General features: G+C 40.7%; 16 protein-coding genes. 12 read left to right on the top strand and 4 right to left on the bottom strand.

What is annotated here, in order from left to right; translation table 11 throughout:
• Positions 1-296 precede the first annotated feature (296 nt).
• Positions 297-887, bottom strand: a complete 591-nt coding sequence (locus AC1RM2_RS29975) for a class I SAM-dependent methyltransferase (protein ID WP_492988821.1) — start codon at positions 885-887, stop codon at positions 297-299.
• Positions 888-1,260: 373 nt separating this feature from the next.
• Here AC1RM2_RS29975 and AC1RM2_RS29970 point away from each other — a divergent pair, with 373 nt between their 5' ends.
• The 9 genes from AC1RM2_RS29970 (at position 1,261) to AC1RM2_RS29930 (ending at position 13,218) form a co-directional block, all read left to right on the top strand.
• On the top strand, positions 1,261-2,685 hold the full coding sequence (locus AC1RM2_RS29970) for an MATE family efflux transporter (protein WP_492988820.1): 1,425 nt from the start codon (positions 1,261-1,263) through the stop codon (positions 2,683-2,685).
• 159 nt (positions 2,686-2,844) lie between these two features.
• Positions 2,845-3,948: a twin-arginine translocation signal domain-containing protein gene (locus AC1RM2_RS29965; RefSeq protein ID WP_492988819.1), complete on the top strand. Its 1,104-nt coding sequence runs from the start codon at positions 2,845-2,847 to the stop codon at positions 3,946-3,948.
• A gap of 118 nt (positions 3,949-4,066) precedes the next feature.
• Positions 4,067-5,488 (top strand): alpha-L-fucosidase, encoded by a 1,422-nt coding sequence (locus AC1RM2_RS29960; protein WP_492988818.1) that lies wholly within the window; start codon positions 4,067-4,069, stop codon positions 5,486-5,488.
• Between the two features lie 321 nt (positions 5,489-5,809).
• Complete coding sequence (locus tag AC1RM2_RS29955; RefSeq protein ID WP_492988817.1) at positions 5,810-7,858, top strand: BatA domain-containing protein; 2,049 nt, start codon at positions 5,810-5,812, stop codon at positions 7,856-7,858.
• 28 nt (positions 7,859-7,886) lie between these two features.
• A complete protein-coding gene (locus AC1RM2_RS29950; protein ID WP_492988816.1) occupies positions 7,887-9,137 on the top strand; it encodes a dihydroorotase in 1,251 nt (416 codons plus the stop codon).
• Between the two features lie 6 nt (positions 9,138-9,143).
• A complete protein-coding gene (locus tag AC1RM2_RS29945; protein ID WP_147051962.1) occupies positions 9,144-9,812 on the top strand; it encodes a hypothetical protein in 669 nt (222 codons plus the stop codon).
• A 30-nt stretch (positions 9,813-9,842) separates the two neighbouring features.
• Positions 9,843-10,439 (top strand): DUF4199 domain-containing protein, encoded by a 597-nt coding sequence (locus AC1RM2_RS29940; RefSeq protein ID WP_492988815.1) that lies wholly within the window; start codon positions 9,843-9,845, stop codon positions 10,437-10,439.
• 181 nt (positions 10,440-10,620) lie between these two features.
• Entirely contained in the window at positions 10,621-11,181 is a 561-nt protein-coding gene (locus tag AC1RM2_RS29935; protein ID WP_492988814.1) for a DUF4199 domain-containing protein, read from the top strand.
• A gap of 696 nt (positions 11,182-11,877) precedes the next feature.
• A complete protein-coding gene (locus tag AC1RM2_RS29930) occupies positions 11,878-13,218 on the top strand; it encodes an OmpA family protein (protein WP_492988813.1) in 1,341 nt (446 codons plus the stop codon).
• 132 nt (positions 13,219-13,350) lie between these two features.
• Here the strand turns inward: AC1RM2_RS29930 and AC1RM2_RS29925 are convergent, their stop codons facing one another.
• A complete protein-coding gene (locus AC1RM2_RS29925; protein WP_492988812.1) occupies positions 13,351-14,382 on the bottom strand; it encodes a LacI family DNA-binding transcriptional regulator in 1,032 nt (343 codons plus the stop codon).
• A 472-nt stretch (positions 14,383-14,854) separates the two neighbouring features.
• Between AC1RM2_RS29925 and AC1RM2_RS29920 the strand changes: the two genes are divergently transcribed.
• The 3 genes from AC1RM2_RS29920 (at position 14,855) to fbp (ending at position 19,643) form a co-directional block, all read left to right on the top strand.
• Entirely contained in the window at positions 14,855-16,324 is a 1,470-nt protein-coding gene (locus AC1RM2_RS29920; protein ID WP_492988811.1) for a tagaturonate reductase, read from the top strand.
• A gap of 30 nt (positions 16,325-16,354) precedes the next feature.
• Positions 16,355-18,007: a UxaA family hydrolase gene (locus tag AC1RM2_RS29915; protein WP_492988810.1), complete on the top strand. Its 1,653-nt coding sequence runs from the start codon at positions 16,355-16,357 to the stop codon at positions 18,005-18,007.
• Between the two features lie 607 nt (positions 18,008-18,614).
• Positions 18,615-19,643 carry a class 1 fructose-bisphosphatase gene (gene fbp / locus AC1RM2_RS29910; RefSeq protein WP_492988809.1) on the top strand — a complete coding sequence of 343 codons (1,029 nt, stop codon included), beginning with the start codon at positions 18,615-18,617 and terminating at the stop codon, positions 19,641-19,643.
• A 320-nt stretch (positions 19,644-19,963) separates the two neighbouring features.
• On the opposite strand, the gene AC1RM2_RS29905 is transcribed toward fbp, so the two are convergent.
• A complete protein-coding gene (locus AC1RM2_RS29905) occupies positions 19,964-21,313 on the bottom strand; it encodes a sugar transferase (protein WP_492988808.1) in 1,350 nt (449 codons plus the stop codon).
• A 405-nt stretch (positions 21,314-21,718) separates the two neighbouring features.
• Positions 21,719-22,705 carry a WaaS/CpsH family glycosyltransferase gene (locus tag AC1RM2_RS29900; protein WP_492988807.1) on the bottom strand — a complete coding sequence of 329 codons (987 nt, stop codon included), beginning with the start codon at positions 22,703-22,705 and terminating at the stop codon, positions 21,719-21,721.
• Positions 22,706-22,762 lie beyond the last annotated feature (57 nt).

Here is a 22,762-nt window from a genome sequence, read left to right as displayed (position 1 = left end):
ACTAACACAAAATATAAGCGGGACAAACATTCCGTCAATTCGCCAATTATTCCGGGTAATGTAATAGGGTTTCGAAGTAAGCGTAATACAAAATACCCAGAGCCCTTCGGGTAAAGAGTAAATTACCATGTTATTCAATGGTAATACTGTCACGATATAAGCCTTCAACCTTGTGTAGGTTGCGAGTGAAATCACCCGGATGACGATTTCGTTCACAACAGTCCTGTCTGTTCGATAAAACAGGTAAATAAACAAACTGATGAGCAGCGATATGCAAATAAAAATATACTTCTTTCTCAATTTTTCTGATAAATTAAAAGTCTGAAATAGGAGGCTAAGCCCAGATGAACCTCCTTTAAAAGGATAAACTTTTTGATCGCCGCTATTTGATCAATATAAAAAACAGATCTGAAGTGGAGAACCTTTGAAATCATCTCAAATGCACTATCGATATACTTGAACCAGTTATCGGGTGTAAAATGATTAAGAATAAATACCCGTCCCTGCGGTTTCAACACCCTTAATACTTCTTTCAATAATAGCTCCGGATCGTCTACTACCGCAATTACATGGGAGAGCACAACGTAATCGAATTGTTCATTATCAAACAACAGTGATTTACCATCCATCTTAAAAACCGTAATATTTTCATAGGTCCTTTGGCGGGCGATTTCAAGCATTGCTGCTGATGTATCGATACCAACTATCTTATGCTTTTTATAGCGATGGAAATGAGCGCCGTTGCCAACACCAATCTCCAGTAAATTACCCTCGTGCAGCAAGTTGACCTCGTTAAATAAAACTTTCTTTTGTGGTTTCAGGAAAACATCTACCAATGGATATAAGAATGAGAATCTGTTGTAAAAGGAATCAGTTTGCTTACCCATCTGAAATTATCTAAACTTTGTTAACGTTATCATTTAATAATTAAAATGCATTCACTTAACGGTACTCCTCGAGTGAAGACAAAATTATCAATTTACTTTTCATTTCAAAGTACTTTTAAAAAAAATAATCAATATGATTTTTGCCCTGCCTGATAAGTGATTCAGAAGTACCGATCAACGATACAACGCGCTACCACCAGGCAATTAAGGGGTGGGGGCGTATACGGTTCGCAAGCCTGGATGTTTTATTTGAGTAATACCCTAAGCTAAAATTGATTTTTAATCGCTACTTGCCTAATCAAAGGTTTCATTATATTTGCTATCCAGGGTCTCAGATAAAACGCCGCTCCCTAAAAAACACAAGCTTATATTTATGTCACAATCATTTACTGCAAAGGGTAAGGTATCTTCTTTTTTCTCGGTCTTAAAACAGGCTATAAAGGGTCAGGAGGTTGATTTAACATCCATCAGTATAAAAAGGGCAATTGTTTTGCTGGCTATCCCCATGATGCTGGAAATGGCTATGGAATCTGTTTTTGCGCTGGTCGACCTTTATTTTGTGGGCCATTTAAAAAACAGCAGTCATGCAATTCAAACAGTGGGTTTAACCGAATCTGTTTTAACCGTAATATATTCGCTGGCCATAGGTTTAAGTATGGCTGCAACAGCAGTTGTTGCCCGCCGCATAGGCGAAAAAAATCCGGAAGCCGCATCGAAAGCCGGGATGCAAACCATCGTCATAGCGGTGCTTATTAACCTGGGGATAAGTATTTTTGGCTTTTTACATGCCCGGGGCCTGCTTTTGATTATGGGCGCTTCGGCAGAAACCGCAGATCATGGTACTCCCTTCGTTCGCATTATGATGGGGGGCAGTATCATTATTGTACTGCTGTTTTTAATCAACGGCATTTTTAGGGGCGCCGGCAACGCCGCCATCGCCATGCGTAGTTTGTGGATTGCTAATATTGCAAACATTATTTTATGTCCTATTTTTATCAGGGGGCTTGGGCCAATTCCGGCCTTTGGCTTAACGGGCGCAGCCATAGCTACCAGCATTGGCCGTGGTTTGGGTGTTACTTACCAGGTTTATAATTTATTTAATGGCAAAAATGCTTTAAAAATTCGCCTTAGCTATTTTATACCCGATTGGCAGCAAATTAAAGCGATTATTAAAATTGCTGCACCGGGCATTTTACAATTTGTAATAGCCAGTTGCAGCTGGATATTTTTGGCGCAATTGGTTGCAACAACAGGCGGCGACCACGGCTCTGCAGGTTATCAAACTTCGCTACGGTTAATGATGTTTTTCCTTCTGCCAGCGTGGGGGTTGAGCAATGCTGCAGCAACATTGGTTGGCCAAAATTTAGGCGCAGGGCACGTTGACCGCGCGGAACAATCGGTATTTCAAACGATAAAGTATACGGTGGTATTTTTAGGTATCGTAAGCGTCTTGTTTTTAACCTGTGGCCATTTATTTGCTTCGTTTTTTACCGATGATGAGGCCGTAAAAAAAGTGGCTACACGTTCATTACAAATTTTAAGCGGCGGCTTTATTATTTATGGAATAGGCATGGTATTAACCAGCGCGTTTAATGGTGCAGGCGATACCTGGACACCGACTAAAATTAACGTTTTTACATTTTGGTTATTCCAAATCCCTTTCGCTTATCTATTGGCTAAGTATTTTGCCATGGGGCCAACCGGCGTTTTTATATCTATCCCCGTTGCCGAAATTGGATTGACCATAGCCGCTTATATATTGTTTAAGCGTGGAAAATGGAAGAAAACCATGGTGTAGTTCGTCTGCCCCGAAAGTATCTTTCAATTGTATATACAAATACCAAAATAAATCGGATATTAGAACTGTTTTAACCAATTGAACAGCCATTGAAAAGGTAGCCACGTTCCGCAGCTGCCTTGATACTTGATACTGACTACTTGATATTATTATTACATTATGGAAAGAAGAGATTTTATAAAAAACACCGCTGTTGCCTCGGCATTGGTGGCCGCCGCACCGGTAAATAGTTTTGCTATCCTACATAAGGACCTTAAACCCGACGACCAAATTATAGGCCAGGGCGGCTATACCTACAAAGCCGATAAAGGCTGGGCCAAGATCAGTGTAAACAGCCACCCGCTGGCCAATTGCCACGAAATGGTTCAGGATAGTAAAGGCCGGTTAATTATGCTGGGCGATCATACCCAAAACAACATCCTTATTTTTGATAAATCGGGCAAATTGCTTGACTATTGGGGTACTGCTTTGCCGGGCGGCCATGGGCTAACTATCAGCAAGGAAGGCGGCGAAGATTTTCTGCTGCTTACCGATTGCGGCTGGGCGGTTGATAAAACAGGTAACTCGTACGGTCAATCGGGGCAGGTGTTAAAAACCACGGTTGATGGCAAGCTGATATTTGCTATCGGGCACCCACGCACCATTGGTGTTTATAAAGACAATGAGCCTTTTAAACCAACAGAAACCGCGGTAGCACCCAACGGCGATATTTATGTGGCCGATGGCTACGGGTCTGACTATATTATACATTACGATAGCAAGGGGCAGTATATTCGTCATTTTGGCGGGCATAACAACACCAATAAAGATCATAACCTGGTGAATGCTCACGGCATAACGGTAGATACACGGGACAAGAATAACCCAACGCTGGTTTGTACCTCTCGCGAGGAAAACTGCTTTAAGATATTTACAATGGATGGTAAATTCATAAAACGCATTGATATGCCGGGTATGTACGTTTGCCGGGCGGTAATTGATGACCAAAATATTTACGCGGGTGTTTGCTGGAGCAAAGATGCCGGCGGCAACAGGTTTGACTTCTCGGGCTTTGTAACCATATTGGATAAAGAAAATAAAGTGATCTCAAACCCTGGCGGTGCCGCGCCTGTGTACAAGAACGGTGTTTTACAGCCCACTCTACAAGCGCCAGGCCGCATTTTTCAGCACGGGCATGATGTGTGTGTTGATGAGGATAAAAATGTTTATGTATGCCAATGGAATGCTTATCATACGGCTCCGGTTAAATTAACCAGGGTATAGGATGGGCAGGTGTTAATATAGTTGAATAATATGCCAATATGAATTTATTTTTAGTTGGCCGTTTTTCACAAACTTAGCTGTTTACAAACACCTTAATTAATATAACATTCTATCTGCTATGATTAACATTACTATCAAAACAAAACTGTTGCTGGTTTTTTGTTGTGCGCTTATTTTAAGTGTAACCAACGTAAATGCCCAGGGCATTTCAAAAACGCAGCAACCATTGTCGGTATTGCAGCAAAAATTCGTCGACCTGCGCTTCGGTATGTTCATTCACTTTAATATCCCGACTTACGAAAATGCCGACTGGCCCGATCCTGAAACACCTGCATCGGAGTTTAACCCTAAAAAACTAGATTGCGTGCAATGGGCAAAAGCAGCAAAATCGGCTAATATGAGCTATGGTTGCTTAACAACCAAGCACCACAGCGGCTTTTGTATCTGGGATACCAAAAGCACCGATTATAATGTAATGAACAGCCCTTTAAAGCGGGATGTTGTTAAAGAGTATGTTAAGGCTTTTCGCGACCAGGGGTTAAAAGTAATGTTGTATTATTCTATTTTGGATACGCATCACAAACTGCGCCCCAACATGATACAGCCAAGGCATATCGAGATGATCAAAAAACAGATCACTGAGTTGCTTACTAACTACGGCCCAATAGAAGCACTGATTATTGATGGCTGGGATGCACCATGGTCAAGGATCTCTTATGACGATGTTCCTTTCCAGGAAATCTATCAACTGGTAAAATCATTGCAGCCAAACTGCCTGATGATGGATTTGAACGGCGCCAAATACCCGGGAGATGGTTTATATTATACCGACATTAAAACTTATGAAATGGGCGCCGGCCAGCGTTTATCAAAAGAAACCAATAAAATGCCGGCTTTGGCTTGTTTGCCTATCCAGGCTAACTGGTTTTGGAAAACAGATTTCCCAACAACGCCAATCCGCGATGTAAATAAGTTTGTTAACGAAACCTTGATCCCGCTTAATAATGCCAGCTGTAATTTTATCCTGAACGTAGCGCCAAATACCGATGGTTTGATGGACGATAACGCACTCGCCGGTTTAAAGCAAATAGGGCAGCTATGGAAAAATGAAGGCCCGGTAGGCAAATTAGGCGAAACAGGCCCACCCATTGTATCGCATAACCTGGCCAAGCATGCACCAGCCAACTCAAGCTGGAGCGATGACTCCGAAATTATGGATTTTGCCAACGATGATGATTTTGGAAGTGTATGGCAATCAAACCCAAGGGTAAAAAATCCTTGGTATGAAGTTACCTTAAAACCTGGCCAGCCTTTTAATACCGTGGTGATATTTGAACGTAAACCAAACATTAAAAAATACAAACTGGAATACCTTGATGGTACCACCTGGAAAACTTTATTTGAAGGCGAAAACCTTAGCCGCGTTAAAGTAAACCGCTTTGCCCAGGTAAAAGGCGACAAAGTGCGCATGTCTATCCAAACTTACGACGAAGCCCCAAGCATAGCCGAGTTCCAGGTTTATAATGAACCGAAACTGTAAAAGAATTATTTGAGGATTTGAAAATTTGAGGATTTGAAAATGGCAATCTCCCGTGAGGTTAGCGTAGCATAACTCGTGGGAGCGTCTGTTGGAAGCCTTTGGCTTCCGTTCATCTGAAATCATATGGCCCACGGGCCGCAAGCTCACCCCAGCGGCGAAATAAGTAATTGCCTCGGTTTCATAGCCAGAGGCAATTTTTTTGATGCTTTTTTCAAACATTGTATATCTGTAAATCTGCAAAATATCATTTTCAAATATTCAAATTTTCAAATCCTCAAATACTTCCCGCACATTTGTAATCTGAAATCTGCACATTTGTAAATGCACTTCATCTATCCGGCTTTTTTATTTGCATTGCTAACGTTAGCCATCCCGGTAATTATTCACCTGTTTAACTTTCGTAAGTTTCAGAAGGTTAATTTTAGCAATGTTCAGTTTTTAAAGGAGATCCAGGAGCAGCAGTCGTCCCGCCGCAATTTGAAAGAGCGGTTGATATTGGCATCGAGGCTGCTGGCATTAACGTTTTTGGTTTTGGCATTTGCAAGGCCGTTTATCCCCGGGCAAAATTCAGGTATTGCAGGCAGGCAAAATGTGGTAAGTGTTTTTGTAGACAATTCATATTCCATGGAAACCCTTAACCGCGAGGGTTCATTACTGGATGATGCCAGGCAAAAAGCTAAAGAGATAGCATCCGCATATAATATAAATGATCGCTTTCAGCTGCTTACGCAGGATTTTGAGGGCAAGCATCAACGTCTGCTCAGCCGCGATGAGTTTAATGACGCTGTCGACCAGGTAACGATCAGCCCCCAAAGTCGCAGCTTACAGCAAATAGTAAGCAGGCAGCAAAATTTACTGTTAACCCAGCCGGGAGCTGCAAAATCCGCCTATATTATATCCGATCTGCAAAAAAACATGGCCGCTAAGCCACTGAAAACGGATAGCAGCGTTGCGTACAGCTTCGTTCAACTGAAAGCCGGAAACCTACCCAACGTGGCGGTTGATTCTGTTTGGTTGCTCAGCGCTGTTCATCGGCCCGGCGAAAGTGAAAAGTTGGTAGTGCGTCTGCACAATTATGCCAATGAAAATGCGGAGAAAATTCCTTTAAAAGTATTAATTAACGGTTCACAAAAAGCTTTAGGTAGCTACACCTTGGCGGCATGGTCTGCACAAAACGATACCTTATCGTTTATGGGCTTACAGTCCGGCTGGCAACAGGGCGAAGTTCAATTACAGGATAACCCCATCACCTTTGATAACAGGTTTTATTTCAGTTTTAACGTGGCGCAACAGATGCCGGTGTTACTGATTGATGCAGGAACGCCAAACCTATACCTGAAGGCTGTTTTTGCAGCCGATTCCTTTTTCAAAACCGTACATGTGCCCGATGGTAATGTGGATTACGCCGGATTGAGCACTTATCCCATAATTGTTGTAAGCGATGTTAAATCGATATCTACCGGGTTGGCGCAGCAGCTAAAAACTTATGTTTCCAAAGGTGGTACACTGGTTGTTTTCCCCTCAGCCAATGCCGACCTTGCTAATTACCGGTCGTTCCTGCAGGGGATGAACGCGGCCTCCCCGGAAAAACTAATTACCGAAACAAACAAAGTATCCGGCCTTAACCGGCAAAGCCCTGTATTTAAGGGTGTATTCGAAAGTTTTCCTCAAAATCCCGATTTGCCTGTTGCTAAAAAATATTTCCAGCTAAGTGCTGCCCATGGCGTTGCCGATAACCTGATGACGCTAACCGGTGGCCAAACTTTTTGGGCCGGATATAACAGCGGCAGGGGCAAGGTGTATGTAGCTGCAGTGCCGTTGGATGAAGAATTTAGCAACCTGCCACGCCATGCACTTTTTGTACCCGTATTGTTTAGGATTGCATTGCTGAGCGGTCATGGCCTGCCTTTGTTTTACACTTTGGGGCAGGACGAAACTTTAGAAATTCCGCCCGTGCAAATTGCCGAGAAACAATTGCTTAAATTGACCAGGGGCGACCAAAGCACCGTACCTGACGTGAGGCAGCAGGAGGGGAGCACGTTGCTGTACATATCGGATCAATTGCATGAGCCCGGAATTTACACTTTGAAAAAGCAAGATAGCACACTGGCTACACTGGCTTTTAATGATAACAGGAGCGAATCAGATATGAGTTATCTTGACGCCGGGACGTTAAAACAAATTATGCCAAAGTCAAGCGCCTTAATTACAGGCGGTAACGCATCTTTAAAAGGTATTGTTGCCGAAGCAAATTTAGGCACGCAATTATGGAAACTTTGTATAATTTTGGCATTGATTTTTCTGGCTGCCGAAATTGTGCTCATCAGGTATTTTAAACCCGGTGTTCAGGTGGTAAAACAGCCGGTTTAATCAACAAAAATCCCTTAAAGCAGTGCTAATGAATTTGCTTATCAAATCTGCCACTATCCTTGATCCCGGATCACCCTTTCACCAACAAGTTGCCGATATTTTAATTGAAAACGGGCTTATTACCCGCATTGCCGATGATATTGAAGCCGATGCCATGTTGTTTGAAGGCGAAGGCAAATATGTATCACCAGGTTTTTTCGATTTAAACTGCAACATCGGCGAGTTGGGATTGGAAACCAAAGAAGATATTAAATCTGGTACACAGGCCGCCGCCGCAGGTGGCTTTACTGGCCTGGCCATGATGCCTAACACTGCAAACCCGGTACACTCTAAAGCCGAGGTTGAATACCTCATTAACCGGTCGAGAGGGAATTTGGTAGATGTTTATCCCTTAGGCACTATATCGCACAAGCGCGAGGGGAAAGACCTTGCCGAAATGTATGATATGTACCTGAGTGGCGCCAAAGCTTTTACCGACGGTAACCGCCCTGTACAGGACGCCGGTTTGATGGAACGCGCTTTACTGTATGCGCAAGGTTTTGATGCGATGGTGTTTTCATACCCCGAAGATACCGCGATAGCAGGCAAAGCCAAAGTGAATGAAGGCGAAATTAGTACCTTGCTGGGAATGAAAGGGATCCCGTCGCTTGCCGAAGAGCTGATGATTGCCCGCGACCTTTACCTGGCCGAATACACCGTATCTAAAATACACTTCAGTACCATATCGACAGCCCGCTCTGTCGAGCTTATCAGGGAAGCCAAACGTAAAGGCCTTGAAGTTACCTGCGATGTTGCGGCACACCATTTAATACTTACCGATGAAGCTTTATTGGGCTTTGACAGCCAATACAAGGTAAAGCCACCCTTACGTACCAAAGACGATGTAAAAGCCCTTATAAAAGGCTTAAAAGATGGCACCATTGATGCTATCGTATCGCAACACACCCCGCACGAAATTGAATTTAAAGATGTAGAGTTTGAGGTAGCGGCTTATGGTATGGTTGGCTTTCAAACGGCATTGCCACTGGCCCTTAAGGCAGGTGTGCCTGTTGAATTGCTGGTAGAAAAGCTGGCCATCAATCCGCGCGAGATACTTGGTGTTGATGTGCCTGTAATAGCCGAAGGTGAAAAGGCCAACCTGGTGCTGTTTGACATTGATGCGGAGTGGGAGTATAATAGCAAAAGCAACGTATCAAAATCAGTAAACTCGCCTTTTATTGGCGATACTTTAAAAGGAAAAGTGCTGTTAACCTATAACAACAAACAAATATCTAAATAGAAAAACATGATCGATCCAAAAATAGAAACGGCCTTCCAGGCTGCCTTAGAGGCATTTTCTAAATATAACAGCTTTGATGCAACCGTATTAACCGGCGATTTCGGCGATGTTTTTATTTCCGATGAAGATTTCCTGACCAAGGTTGACGCTCTGGACGAAGTATTTGACAATAACCCACAGGTTGAGGTGTTGCGCGAGGTGTTTTTTGATCTGTTGATGATCAACTTTTTTAGCGCCGATGTTAAAAAACTGGAAGAGGATTACCTGGATACCCCGGAGTGGGAAGATATTGAAGAACAAACGCTTGACCGGGGTACCGAGCTGTTAAACCTGCTCTTGTATCTTAACGAGTGTGAAGACGAGGATATTGAGCCCGAACTGGAAGATTATCTGAAGGAGTTTTTATTGGTTGATGAAGACGAGTTTCAGGACGAATACCGTATTTATGAGCCTATTATAGCTAACCAGATATTGATGGAAAGCCCGGTAGAAGAAATAGCAAATGTAGCCAACAGCTTGCCCGAAGATTCTGAACTGGCCGAACTGTTTTACCCGGTAATGTGCTTTTTTCAAAATATCGATCCATCGCCGGAGGCAAAGGCTATTATAGCCGAAAACGCATTGGAAGCTGATTTTGATATGGCTGTTTTAGAGATCCTGATCAATTTTCAATAGGCAGTTCAGTTGCCTGAATTACACATTAACATGAGCGAAGAAATAAACAAGAAAATAAAAGTACAAGGATTAATCAACGGGTTGATATTGGGGGCGGTACTATCGGTTGTAAGTATCATTTATTTTTATTTTATGATACTGGTAGCAAAAACGGCTGTTACAGTAACTGTAGGATCGGTGCTATTTTCGTATGTGTTGCCAATAGGGATAGCCATTTTGTTTTGCATGAGTCTCAGAAAAAAGATAGGAGGGTACTGGAATGTGCGGCAGGCTACTACAGGTGTCTTTATCATGTTTTTTGCTTCCTACCTGGTAGTGTTCATTATTAAAGGCAATGTTTTTGCGAAAATAATAGAGCCCGATATGGTTCAGAAAACTGAAACTGCGATGATAAATGCGCTAAATAAACTTAAGGTAGAAAACCCGACAAACGCCAAGGATGTGGATGCTAAAATAAGCGATATGAAAAAGGCCTTAGAAGGTGAAAAAAGCATCACCATAGGGCAGCAAATTCAGTCATTTGGTATAACTATTATATTTCTGTTTGTGTTAGCCCTGATTTTTGCTGCATTTTTTAAAAATGAACAACAGATTTATAGCACCAGAACAGGCGGCACATCGGTATAATTAATAGGTATATATGACTTTTACTGGCCTTTCCTCACCCGGAAAGGCCTGTTTTAATTTGTACTGTAACCAATACAAAAGGTGAAGTTTCCAGCAGGCACATCAAATAAATTTGGAGGGGCATAGCGGATTTATAAAATATTAGTTAATTTAGGGAAACAAAAAATAAACCTATAATCTCATGGAAGTAAAAAAAGCCAGCCCATCTGCCCCCGGAATAAAATGGGCGTTGATTGGCGTTATCACCTCGATTATTATTACATACGCATTCAAGTTCCTTAATATCGATCCTAATTCAGGTTTAAAATGGATAAGTTTTATCCCTTTTATAGCCTTTTTATGCTTGACCCAAAAAGAGTATCGCGATCAGCTTGGTGGATATTTAACATTTGGCGAGGGATTTATTTCGGGCTTTCTGTATGCTGTTTTCGTCGGGGTATTAGGGGCTATTTTTACTTATTTATATTTAGCCGTACTGAGCCCCGAAGTGATTAATAAAATCCTTGAGGCTTCAGAAGCTGAATTTAATGCACAGGGGTTGTCGCCAGAACAGGTTGAACAGCGTATGTCCATGACACAAAAATTTGTTACTCCGGTTGTCTTAACAATTTTCAGTTTAATACTTACACTCATTATTGGGGTAATTGGAGCTCTTATTGGTGCGGCCATATTTAAAAAAGAACGTTCTCCGTTTGATACTCCCGGATATGATGAACCACAGCCGCTTGACTCAACTGTGTAATATAATACAACTGATCTTATAACAATTCAACAGGCCTTTTCTGAAAAAGAAAGGCCTGTTTTGCTTTCCCGGCTATGTACAATACTATTGTGGTGCATCGCCGATAATGCAAAGGCAACCGGGTTAAGTGTCAGGTTGGTCTTATTTATCTTTCTGGCTTGGTTAACGTTTTGTTATCAACATAAAAGCGCCGGGTATTAATGCGGGCTTTTTTATGGCTATACAGATATAAACAGATGCGTAATTTTAATGTTTTGCCTGCACGACTAAGCGCCATTACAACATTGAGGAAATCTAAAGCCAATCGCTCAACTGTATCCTAATATAGACAGTTTATGTACTTAAAAGAAAAATAATAGTTCAGTAATTTATTATTTTTCGCCGACGGCTTATTTAAATCAACCATATTTCCCCGTATGTTCCTTTATTGATGTATCGGAATTTTGAATTTTAAAGCGCGCCTTTTTGCTTTTTGGCGTCCTTTTTGCAAAACAGCAAAATAACAAAACAAGTAAATTGAAAACGAAGATGGTAAGTGTAATTGGTCAAGTATCTAAAAGAGAATTCAACCAATTGATTCTTTTAATTTCATAACTATAAAACAATTTTCATTTTTCGAAACAATTTGCTTTTTTTTAAGTTATAGGTGATTATAAAGGCTTTTATAAAGCCCTAAAAAACAACAACAAAACAACTATGAATTACTCTACATTAAAGAAAACAGTCGCATTATCATTTGCGTCTTTGATGGTTGTAGGTATGGCTAATGCTCAAACCGATTCCACCAAAACAGCAACTACCACAATGTCTTCTGAGACTTCTACCGCCAAGGTATTTGGTGGTATTGGTCAGTACAACACATTCAGTATTGGCGTTAGCGCCGGTATCACTGATGGGCTTGTTCCGTTTACCATTAACACTACCAACAAATTTAAAGTTGATTTGGGCTATGGTTTGTATTTAAGGCAACAGCTATCGCACACTTTTAGCTTGCAGTTAGATTATTTGGGCGGTAAAGTGCATGGCATTGATAAAGACGGTACCGAGAAATTTGGCATTACCGAATACAAAACCAGCTTTAACTCCGTGGCTTTAAGCGGCGTGTTCAACATTGCAAGTGTTAGCTTTTTACACCGTAAAAACAGTGTTAACTTTTATGGTTCTGCAGGTTTAGGTTTAGATATGTACAAACCTAAAATGTATGTTACAGATGCAGGTGCTACGGTGAATGACCCTTACGGACACACCGTAAAAGAATTATATGCTCCTGTTGGTTTGGGTGTAAAATTCAAACTTAGTGATGCGTTGGCCCTGAACTTAGGCTACACCGTTAGCTTTGTACAAGGTTATAATTTTGCAGGCAAAAACACCTATCCAACCTTTAGTCATTACTCTTATACCTATGGAGGTTTAGAGTACACTTTTGGCCCGAAATCAAAACAGAACTTAACCTGGGTTAACCCGGTTGCACAAATGTATGATGAATTGTACGATGCAGCCTTACGCCAGGAAGTTGAAGCTTTGAAAGGCCGTGTAACCAATGTTGAAACTGCGGTTAGCGACCTGAAAAAAGATTCGGATGGTGACGGTGTTGCCGATCAGTTTGATAAATGTCCCGGTACTGCTGCAGGCAGCGTAGTTGATGGTTCTGGTTGCGTTATTGTATTCCCTAAACCGGATTCTACTTTGCTGGGCACTAAACCGGTTGCCACTCCTTACTCAAACATCCAGTTTGAATTTGACAGTTCGGTATTACGTACTTCATCTTACCCGGTGTTAGATGCCACATCGGCTGATCTGCGTGCTTCTGGTAAAGGTGTTCAGGTTGATGGTTTTGCTTCATCTGAAGGTACTGCTGCCCACAACCTTTCTTTATCAAAAGATCGTGCTAACTCGGTAAAAACTTACCTGGTTAACTCTGGTGTTGATGCCAAGAAGGTAAAAATTAAAGGCTACGGCGAAACCAAGCCAATTGCTGATAACTCAACCGAAGAAGGACGTGTATTAAACCGTCGGGTTCAGTTCAAACAGAAATAACTTTTGATTAGACATTAAATGCAAAAAGCCCCGGATAACCCGGGGCTTTTTGCATTTAAATATTTATTACATACCACTTTGAAGTGCAAATAACACTTTTTATCAACCTATTTACTTACAAGGAAATGATGTTTATTTCAATTTTTGCGACGATAATCTTTCAATTAACTGCGTATCTACGCGCTCGGTTGTAAATTCTTCAACCGGCCATTTGCTTTCAATGGTTTTTATAAGTAGCTCAGTCGCTTTTTGGCCTATCTGAAATGCGGGCTGGCGGACTACCGTGAGCGGAGGATCAAATAAATCAACCACATCCGAATTGGTAAAACCAGCCAGGGCCAAATCGTCCGGGACCTTTACCCCCAGTTTTTTTAATATTGACATGCAATTAATGGTTAGCCTGTCACTGCCAATAAAAATGGCTTCCGGTCTATCGTCCATAGCTAACAAAGCTTTCACGGCAAATTCAATTTCGTCATAGATCATTCCCCCAAGCTCGCAATTTTTTAAATAACCGGCTTTAAATTCAATGCCGTGCTTATCCAATGCTGCTTTAAAGCCGTTGAGTCTTTCAACTGTTATCGATAAGTTATTTGAATTGGTTAGGTGCGCTATTTTTTTAAATCCGGATTTTATCAAAAGCTCCGTGGCATCAAACGCACCCTTAAAATTATCAGCAACTACCCTATGTGTATTAATATCCGTAGCTATTCTATCAAAAAATACAATAGGGAACCCTTTTTCATGAAGATATTTATATTGCGATGTATCGGTTGTTTGGGCAGATAAGGAAACAAGCAACCCATCAACATGCCTCGAAAGCAAATGCTGTACGTTAACTGTTTCCCTGTCAAACGATTCGTGGGTTTGCGTAATAATAACGTGATAACCAAGGTTATATGCAATAGACTCGATGCCATTAATGGCCTGCGAGAAATAGTCGTTCGCCACCTCGCAAACCACAACGCCTATCGAATGGCTTTTTTGATCTTTCAAACTTAAAGCTATAGGGTTAGGCCGGTAGTTCACTTTCTCCGCATATTCCTGGACAAGTTTTTTGGTTTCAGCGCCAATTTCGTAGCTGCCTTTTAATGCCCTTGATACTGTGGATGTTGAAACACCCAATGCCTTTGCGATGTCCTTAATGGTATAAGATTCAAACATAATTTGGTTCTCTGATCGTGCAAATTACAGTAAGATCGAACGTTTTCAAATATTAAGAAATTATTTTACCACTAAGTTATCGTAAAAACCGGCATTTTGTCGTGTTTTCCCATATCTACTAAAATCACGCAAACGTTACTGGGAACGATTGCGTGGTTTTAGTAGGTCAATTCCTTTTTATTATAGTCAGGAGCCATTAATCTTGCTTAAGAATTTTAGATCGCGCCGTCAGCAGCATTGTTCTAAATAGATTCGCAATAAATTATACCGTGTTTAATTTTTACCTACTGTTAAATACGGCAAAGGCGCAGTATTTGCTGTAGGCGACCCTTGGTTTTACAATGAATATGTAGATGGCGGGAAGCAGCCTCCGCAATTTGAAAATTTTAACGCTGCAAATGACCTGGTACGCTGGGTGGCCGATCATACTTTAGCAAAATAAAAATAATTATATACCCCAATCAAACAAAACATGATCCTGTCAAAGTATAACCTTAAAAGAATAAACACACCGGCAATTGAAATACCGGCCGAACATCTTTTTGAACTGCCGGAAAAAGTACTACAATTTGGTACAGGCGTATTATTAAGGGGATTGCCCGATTACTATATTGATAAGGCCAACAGGGCAGGGGTTTTTAATGGAAGGGTAGTGGTAGTCAAGTCGACGGATACCGGAACGGTTGATGATTTTGACAAGCAGGATAATTTATATACCATTTATTCAAAAGGGATTGTTAACGGCCGGCAAGTAAGCGAACAAGTAATTTCGTCGGCTATAAGCAGGGTGCTTTCTGCTGCTAATGAGTGGGACGAGATTTTAGACGTTGCCAGGAAACCCAAATTAAAAGTGATAATATCTAACACCACCGAAGTGGGTATTAAGCTGGTAAAAGAAGATGTACGTAAACACCCGCCAGCTTCATTTCCGGGCAAACTCTTGGCTGTTTTGTATGAGCGTTACCTGGCCTTTAACGGTAGTGCGGATAGCGGCCTGGTAATTATTCCAACCGAGCTTATTGTTGATAACGGTAAAAAACTGGAAGCAATTATATTAGAATTGGCCCATTTGAACAAAATTGAGCCAGACTTTATGGATTGGCTGGAAAGTAGTAATAGCTTCTGTAATTCGTTGGTCGACAGGATTGTGCCTGGCCGCCCCGATAGTGCATCAAAGGATGAATTAGAGCGTCAGAATGGCTATGCCGATAATCTTGGCATTATGGCCGAAACTTATAGTTTGTGGGCTATTGAGGGAGACGATAAAATAAAAGAAGCATTATCATTTGCACAGGTAGATGAAGGTGTGGTAATAACACCAGATATTGAATTGTTCAGGGAGTTAAAGCTAAGGTTGCTAAACGGTACACATACCTTGTGTTGTGCTTATGCTTACTTATCGGGATTTAAAACGGTTAAAGAGGCAATGGACGATGTGGAGTTTACAAAGTTTATCACCCAGCTGGTATTTGATGAGATAAGGCCTGCCATCCCCTATGAAATTGATGATACCGTTGCCGCCGATTTTGCAAACAAGGTGTTGGATAGGTTCCGGAACCCGTACATCAGGCATGAGTGGTTAAGCATTTCGGTGCAATACTCCACCAAAATTAAAATGCGGGTTATTCCGTTATTGTTAAACTATTATAAACTAAAAAATACAGTACCGGCATGTATGGCGCTTGGCTTTGCAGCCTTTATCCGTTTTATGCACATTAAAGCAGTGGATGAAGGGCAATATACCGGCACAATCAACAATGAGGAATATAAAGTTACAGATAGCCAGGCTGCCTGTTTTGCTGCGGCCTGGGAAAACCCGGACAGCGATGCGGTAATCAAAAATATATTAAAAAATAAAGAGCTGTGGGATGCCGATCTGGACATTTTACCAGGTTTTACCGCAGCGGTGACAGAACAGTTTAACCGGATTAACAAAGGATAAACACATCGCCGTACAATTAAAACTAAAACGATGAAACAACGAATTATAAAAGTACATCCTGCCGATAATGTACTGGTAGCCCTGGTTGATTTGAAAGCTGGTGAAAATGTTGGATATAAAGGCGATAGTTATACATTAACTGACTTTATTCCGGCAAAACATAAATTTGCCATTACGGATATTTCAGAAGGCGGCGAAATTATCATGTATGGCGTTTTGGTAGGTAAGGCAAAAAGTCCTATCCCTGTCGGTGGTTTGCTCTCAACCGGCAATGTAGTACACGCGGCCAACAGCTTTTTAACCGGCACCAGTCATACCGACTGGCACAAGCCCGATGTAAGCAAATGGCAAAATCAGACATTTAACGGCTATCACCGGGAGGATGGTAGTGTGGGTACAGCCAATTACTGGCTGGTGGTGCCAATGGTGTTTTGCGAGAACCGCAATATTGAGGTATTGCAGGAAGCGTTGGTAAAGCCTTTGGGCTACGGACGTAAAAAGACATATGAAATAAAAGCGCAGCAGTTGATAGGCATGATTAAAGCAGGTGCAGAGATCAACGAAGTGTTATATACTGAAATTGATGGCGATACGGCCCAGGCAACGGGTAATAAGCTGTTTCCAAATGTTGATGGTATCAAGTTTTTATCGCATACCGGCGGTTGTGGTGGCACCCGCCAGGACTCAACCACCTTGTGCGGCCTACTGGCCGGTTATATTACCCATCCCAATGTAGCAGGAGCTACTGTATTGAGCCTGGGATGCCAGAATGCCGAGGTGAAGACGCTACAGGAAGAGATCAGTAAGCGCTCGCCAAACTTTAATAAGCCATTGTACATACTGGATCAGCAAAAAACAGGAAAAGAGGCCGACCTGATGGAGCTTGCCATTCGGCAAACTTTGGCCGGCTTAATGCAGGCCAATACAAACGTTCGTAAGCCGGCACCATTAAGCAACCTTGTCATTGGATTGGAATGCGGCGGCTCAGATGGTTTTTCGGGTATTTCGGCAAACCCCGCAATTGGTTACACATCAGACCTGCTGGTGGCACTTGGCGGTTCGGTAATCCTGGCCGAGTTTCCTGAACTATGTGGTGTTGAACAAAACCTGATTGACCGGTGTTTGGATAAAAATAAAGCCGAACGTTTCGCCAGTCTGGTTAGCAGCTATAGCCAGCGTGCCGAAGAAGCTGGCTCTGGCTTTTACATGAACCCATCGCCGGGCAATATAAAAGATGGTTTGATAACCGATGCCATCAAATCTGCCGGGGCTGCAAAAAAAGGCGGCACATCACCGGTGGCAGATGTGCTTGATTATCCTGAAAAAGTTACCAAACCCGGTTTGAATTTGCTGTGTACTCCTGGTAATGATGTGGAATCAACCACGGCCGAAGTAGGTTCGGGGGCTAATATAGTTTTATTTACAACCGGTTTGGGTACGCCAACGGGCAACCCGATTGCCCCGGTTGTTAAGATAGCCACAAACACCACCTTATTTAACCGGATGAGCGATATTATCGACATTAATACTGGTACTATAGTAGAAGGCGACGAAACCATTGAACAGGCAGGCGAAAGGATTCTTGACTACGTAATTAAAGTAGCAGGCGGCGAAATAGAAGTAAGCGCCGTAAGGCATGGCCAGGATGATTTTATCCCATGGAAAAGAGGGGTATCCTTATAAATATATTTACAATTATTAACAATATTAAGAGGCAAGAGTTAAGACAGCCCAAAAGCGTGAGCTAATAATTTCACCGGCCAGTTCAATTATTGAATTTTTTCCAATAATAATTTGCCCCGGAAATCTTATCTTTATGTTCCTGAGGGCATTATCTGTTTGTATCATTATATAGATATAGCTGTTGAAAATGGCTAAACACACCCTTGAAAGTACCGGACTGATTGTATACTTGGTATGAAACAAAGATGAGTAAAGGCGCATATGGTTTTATCTATCGGTTATCAGATTGTTGTACGATCTTATCATTATCAAAAGATAATAAGCCTGGTTGATGAATCCGGCTGAAATATTTGAGCTTTAAGTATAAAAGTTATTGATTAACCAGGATTACCCCGGTGTATAGGAATTGGCATTATAGGACTGTGAATGACAGTTGTGCTTTTGTGATCAACTACCTTAGTAAAAAGGTTTTTAGATAATTGTAGCCAATAAACAGCCAATCGGATACTGTTTTATTAAAGTAGCCGGTGCCGCCAATTTTATTTTTTACCTGCGACACAACTTTATACCGGGGCGTGTCTTTATTTTCAAACTAACAAAAAACCATATGAAGACAGTAAAAACATTAGGGCAATTTATTATAGAGAAGCAAGCCGATTTCCCGTACGCCAAAGGCGAACTTTCGAGGCTTTTGCGCGATTTAGGTATAGCGGCAAAAATTGTGAACCGCGAAATTAATAAAGCCGGGCTAATTGACATTATTGGCGAAACAGGTGAAACCAATTCGCACGGCGAGCAGCAGAAAAAAATGGATATCTATGCAAACGAACAATTTATTTCGGCATTGCAAAGCGGTGGCGAATGTTGTATTGTTGTTTCTGAGGAGAATGAGGAACATATTTATATCGACTCTGAGATATCAAAAAATGCCAAATATATTGTAGCTATTGATCCTTTGGATGGCTCATCTAATATTGATGTAAATGTGAGTGTCGGCACCATATTTTCTATATACCGCAGAAAATCAAGCGAAGGTAAGGCAACGCTTCAGGATGTTTTGCAGAATGGTACCGAACAGGTAGCGGCGGGATATGTAATATACGGCTCGTCTACCATGTTGGTATACACCACTGGTAAAGGCGTAAATGGCTTTACGCTTGATCCTTCAATCGGAGAGTTTTGCTTGTCGCACCCCGAAATGAGCATCCCTGCCGAAGGTAATACTTATTCGATAAATGAAGGATATTACACCCATTTGCCCGAAGGTGTCAAAAAATATATTAAATATTGCCAGGTAGAAGACAATATAACCAACCGGCCGTATACATCAAGATACACCGGATCAATGATTGCCGACATTCACCGGAATTTGATAAAAGGGGGCATTTTTATTTACCCAACCACGGCCCAATATAAAAACGGAAAACTTCGCCTGGTTTACGAATGTAACCCAATGGCGTTTATTGTGGAGCAGGCAGGAGGGTTAGCTACTAATGGATATGACCGGATTTTGGATATTGAAGTTGAGCAGCTCCATCAGCGTTCGGCTATATTTATAGGGTCGAAGTTAATGGTAAAAAAGGCGCAGGAGTTTATGAGTTCTTTTTCGCCCAAAAGCGCTGTTGCCTTGGTATAGCCTAAATTGCTTGTTTAGGCGCTGTATTAATGAGCTGTATCATTATAAAAATCATGTGGTCAAGCACTCGTCAGAATAAACTATTTTACCATAGTCAAAAAAGAGGCTGTATCATAAATCAAAATGACCGCCTGAGAATCGCCTGTACGAAAATTGCCTCCATCAGGTACCCGAATAAATCACACAAAAAAGAGGCTGATCATGATTTATGATACAGCCTCTTTTTTGCTTTCGGTTGCTTTAGTAGTCAAAGTTTATGGTGGGGGAGATCTTTCGATACCTGTTACAATGAATTCATCGGCGAAAAAAATCTTTCGAAACTACTTTCCCTTCAGTTGCACCATCACCTGTACTGTTTTTAAAATTATGTTTAAGTCGTTATTTAAGGAAACGTTTTTCAAATAAACTAAATCGTATCTAACTCGGTGACGCATTTGTTCCAGATTTTCTGCGTATCCGTAATTTACCTGCCCCATGGATGTAAGACCAGGTTTTAAGCTGAAAAGCTTCTTATAATTAGGGGATTTTTCTATAAGTTGCTCTATAAAAAATTGCCTTTCCGGCCTTGGGCCAACTATCGACATGTCCCCTTTTATTACATTCCAAAATTGCGGCAATTCGTCAAGCCTTGATTTTCTGATAATGCTTCCCCATCTGGTAATTCGCGGATCGCCATCACTTGACAATTGCGGCCCTAAAGCCTCGGAGTTTACAAACATACTCCTGAATTTATAAATGTAAAACGGTTTAAGATCCTTTCCCATCCTTTCCTGGCGATAAAAAACCGGGCCTTTTGAAGTCAATTTAGTTATAATCATCAACAGTATAAATACCGGGAACCCAATTATCATAACCAAGGCGGAAAATATGATATCAAAACTGCGTTTGAAAACTACAATTTTTAAAGCAAGCTCCGGTTTCGACGTAAGCTGAATAACGGGAAGGTTGTCGTAGTTTATAACGTTTGCAAAATTATTAGTAAGGAACAGGTCGGAAACAAACTTTACTTTAACTTTCTTTTCGTCACCTTTATCTACCAGTTTTTGTAACAAAGACGGCTGGATGCTCTTATAACAGACAAATATCTCGTCGGCCTGTTTTTCAAAAAAAATATCTAGCAATTTTTCTTCAGGAAGATCCTGAGTGGTTTCTTCCTGGATGAAATCTATAAAATGGTAACCATACTCAGGGTGGTTATAGAATGTTCTTTTTAATCTATCAGCTATGTTTTTGTCACCAATTAAAAGAATATGCCTTCTATTGTATCCTTTTTTTCTTATGTAATCAAGAATAAAAAAGATAGCGGCTCTTTGTAACAGTATCAACGAAAGAAACAAGCTATAGGTAAAAAGCATTTCCCAGCGGCTTACCTCAAAAAACTTAAAAAAGTACACAACGCCAAGCACTGCTAACGAATGGTAAATAAGAGAAGATAAAATTCGGTTAACACTATTGCTAAATATTAACGGCCGGTGGATAACGTAATTTTTAGTCAGTGAGGCAATGGAAATCCATGCCATATTAACCAGAAGTAAAAAAACAGAGGAGCTTATCTCGTTAGAAAAATAGTTAAATACCAATAAGTGAGCACATTGTATGCAAATATTTAATAATATTAGATCACTGATAAAGGTGATTATGGGTACGAGTTTTGAGTATCTTATATTCATAAGGTTAAGGATGCACAAATGTAATATTTTTTCATTTAAAACGCATTAATTATGCCAAAATGATAACAATTACTACTATTACGAATGCTAAACCTTAAACGCTACAATAAAGTTTTAATTATTTTTTATTAAAAGAAACGTTAAATTTATGATTTTATGTTGGTTATAAAGTTCGAACCTGTTTTTTGAACTTGTTAATTGAAAATCCATCAGCATATGTAACAGTTTCGTTGTAATTAAAATGAATTTGGAGGGGCAAATCATACCACAGATTTGATTGACGCAACTTATCGTTCGCCAAAAAATATGTCGATTTTATTTTCAAATACCTTTTTAACCTTTTTTTGAAGGCTATCACAGGTGTAACTCAAGCCTGGGGGCTGCCACAGGTGAAATACCGAACGCTTAAAAAAAGAACTCTTTTACCCAGTTATTTATATAACAATCATCCGTTTCATTAAAGACAGGATTACTTAGTGGAGGTAGCTGTTCAATTTTATCTTTAAAACCCAGCACTTCAACCTGGTTAAAATCGTCACAAACAATTATGTAAGATGGATTATAAAAATTTGCCTGTTTTATGTAGGCGTTAGTAGTTACAAGTATCGCTCCGGAGGCAAGCACTTCGAATGTCCTCATAGTTAAACCAGTTTGACCGGTGCGTTGTATATCTAAAACGCATTTAGAAGACTTAAAAATATTTGCGACGTCTTTCCTGGGAATCTTCTTAAAGCTGACCTCGGAAGAATTGATGTTTTTGTGATCTTTTTTTAATATTTTCTCCAAAATAAAAAACCATTTGGCCGGTGAATAAAAAAACACAAAGGTGTCTTCTATTTTGGCAAATAGCGTTTTTACTATCCTATACCTGGCAGAATGCAATGTTCCAACAAATGCGATTGAGTACTTTCGGGGATTGTTTGAGCGATTTAAAAACTCATCGGTAAAAAACAAGTGTTTTAATTTAAATATTGGGTTAAGTTTTACATCTTCAAAGTCAAAGCTGTAACATCGGTCAAAATGCTCAAGGATAAAAAGCGAATTTTGGTTGTTGTTATTAAACGAATCATAAGTGTAATAAATAAGCTTCGCGGCAGGGTTAAACTCCTTAAATGCCTTAATAAACCAAACAGGCACTACTTCACCCTTTATCAAAAAAAAATGGGTGTAACGCTTATACTTAATCTCTTTTAATATTTCTCGGTAGTATCTATTAATTGCGTACAACAGTAAATCTTTCTTGACTCTGAACACACCTTTCATGAATGAATTGTTTGAAGTTCGTTCGTCAAAAAAGTCAACATTGTAGCCATTTTTCTCTATCGCAATGCAGATAGAAATCTCGTACCCAAAAAAAGCCGGTGAAATAAATAAAACAGATCCTTTTTGCATTACTATTAATTAAATATTCTTTTTTCTTTTTATTCAGTTAATGATAAACTTGCTTTT

It is taken from the genome of Mucilaginibacter sp. GW822-FHT03E02 (assembly GCF_058801545.1).
The sequence above is the reverse complement of the archived record's forward strand: the minus strand, read 5'-3'. Positions and strand labels throughout refer to the sequence as shown.

Excerpts from the sequence above, each read along its gene's own strand:
- AC1RM2_RS29945 (WP_147051962.1), top strand. The coding sequence starts at position 9,144 with ATGATCGATCCAAAAATAGAAACGGCCTTCCAGGCTGCCTTAGAGGCA.
- fbp (WP_492988809.1), top strand. The coding sequence starts at position 18,615 with ATGAAGACAGTAAAAACATTAGGGCAATTTATTATAGAGAAGCAAGCC.
- AC1RM2_RS29960 (WP_492988818.1), top strand. The coding sequence starts at position 4,067 with ATGATTAACATTACTATCAAAACAAAACTGTTGCTGGTTTTTTGTTGT.
- AC1RM2_RS29955 (WP_492988817.1), top strand. The coding sequence starts at position 5,810 with ATGCACTTCATCTATCCGGCTTTTTTATTTGCATTGCTAACGTTAGCC.
- AC1RM2_RS29970 (WP_492988820.1), top strand. The coding sequence starts at position 1,261 with ATGTCACAATCATTTACTGCAAAGGGTAAGGTATCTTCTTTTTTCTCG.
- AC1RM2_RS29940 (WP_492988815.1), top strand. The coding sequence starts at position 9,843 with ATGAGCGAAGAAATAAACAAGAAAATAAAAGTACAAGGATTAATCAAC.
- AC1RM2_RS29950 (WP_492988816.1), top strand. The coding sequence starts at position 7,887 with ATGAATTTGCTTATCAAATCTGCCACTATCCTTGATCCCGGATCACCC.
- AC1RM2_RS29920 (WP_492988811.1), top strand. The coding sequence starts at position 14,855 with ATGATCCTGTCAAAGTATAACCTTAAAAGAATAAACACACCGGCAATT.
- AC1RM2_RS29900 (WP_492988807.1), bottom strand. The coding sequence starts at position 22,705 with ATGCAAAAAGGATCTGTTTTATTTATTTCACCGGCTTTTTTTGGGTAC.
- AC1RM2_RS29975 (WP_492988821.1), bottom strand. The coding sequence starts at position 887 with ATGGGTAAGCAAACTGATTCCTTTTACAACAGATTCTCATTCTTATAT.
- AC1RM2_RS29915 (WP_492988810.1), top strand. The coding sequence starts at position 16,355 with ATGAAACAACGAATTATAAAAGTACATCCTGCCGATAATGTACTGGTA.
- AC1RM2_RS29925 (WP_492988812.1), bottom strand. The coding sequence starts at position 14,382 with ATGTTTGAATCTTATACCATTAAGGACATCGCAAAGGCATTGGGTGTT.
- AC1RM2_RS29905 (WP_492988808.1), bottom strand. The coding sequence starts at position 21,313 with ATGAATATAAGATACTCAAAACTCGTACCCATAATCACCTTTATCAGT.
- AC1RM2_RS29930 (WP_492988813.1), top strand. The coding sequence starts at position 11,878 with ATGAATTACTCTACATTAAAGAAAACAGTCGCATTATCATTTGCGTCT.
- AC1RM2_RS29965 (WP_492988819.1), top strand. The coding sequence starts at position 2,845 with ATGGAAAGAAGAGATTTTATAAAAAACACCGCTGTTGCCTCGGCATTG.
- AC1RM2_RS29935 (WP_492988814.1), top strand. The coding sequence starts at position 10,621 with ATGGAAGTAAAAAAAGCCAGCCCATCTGCCCCCGGAATAAAATGGGCG.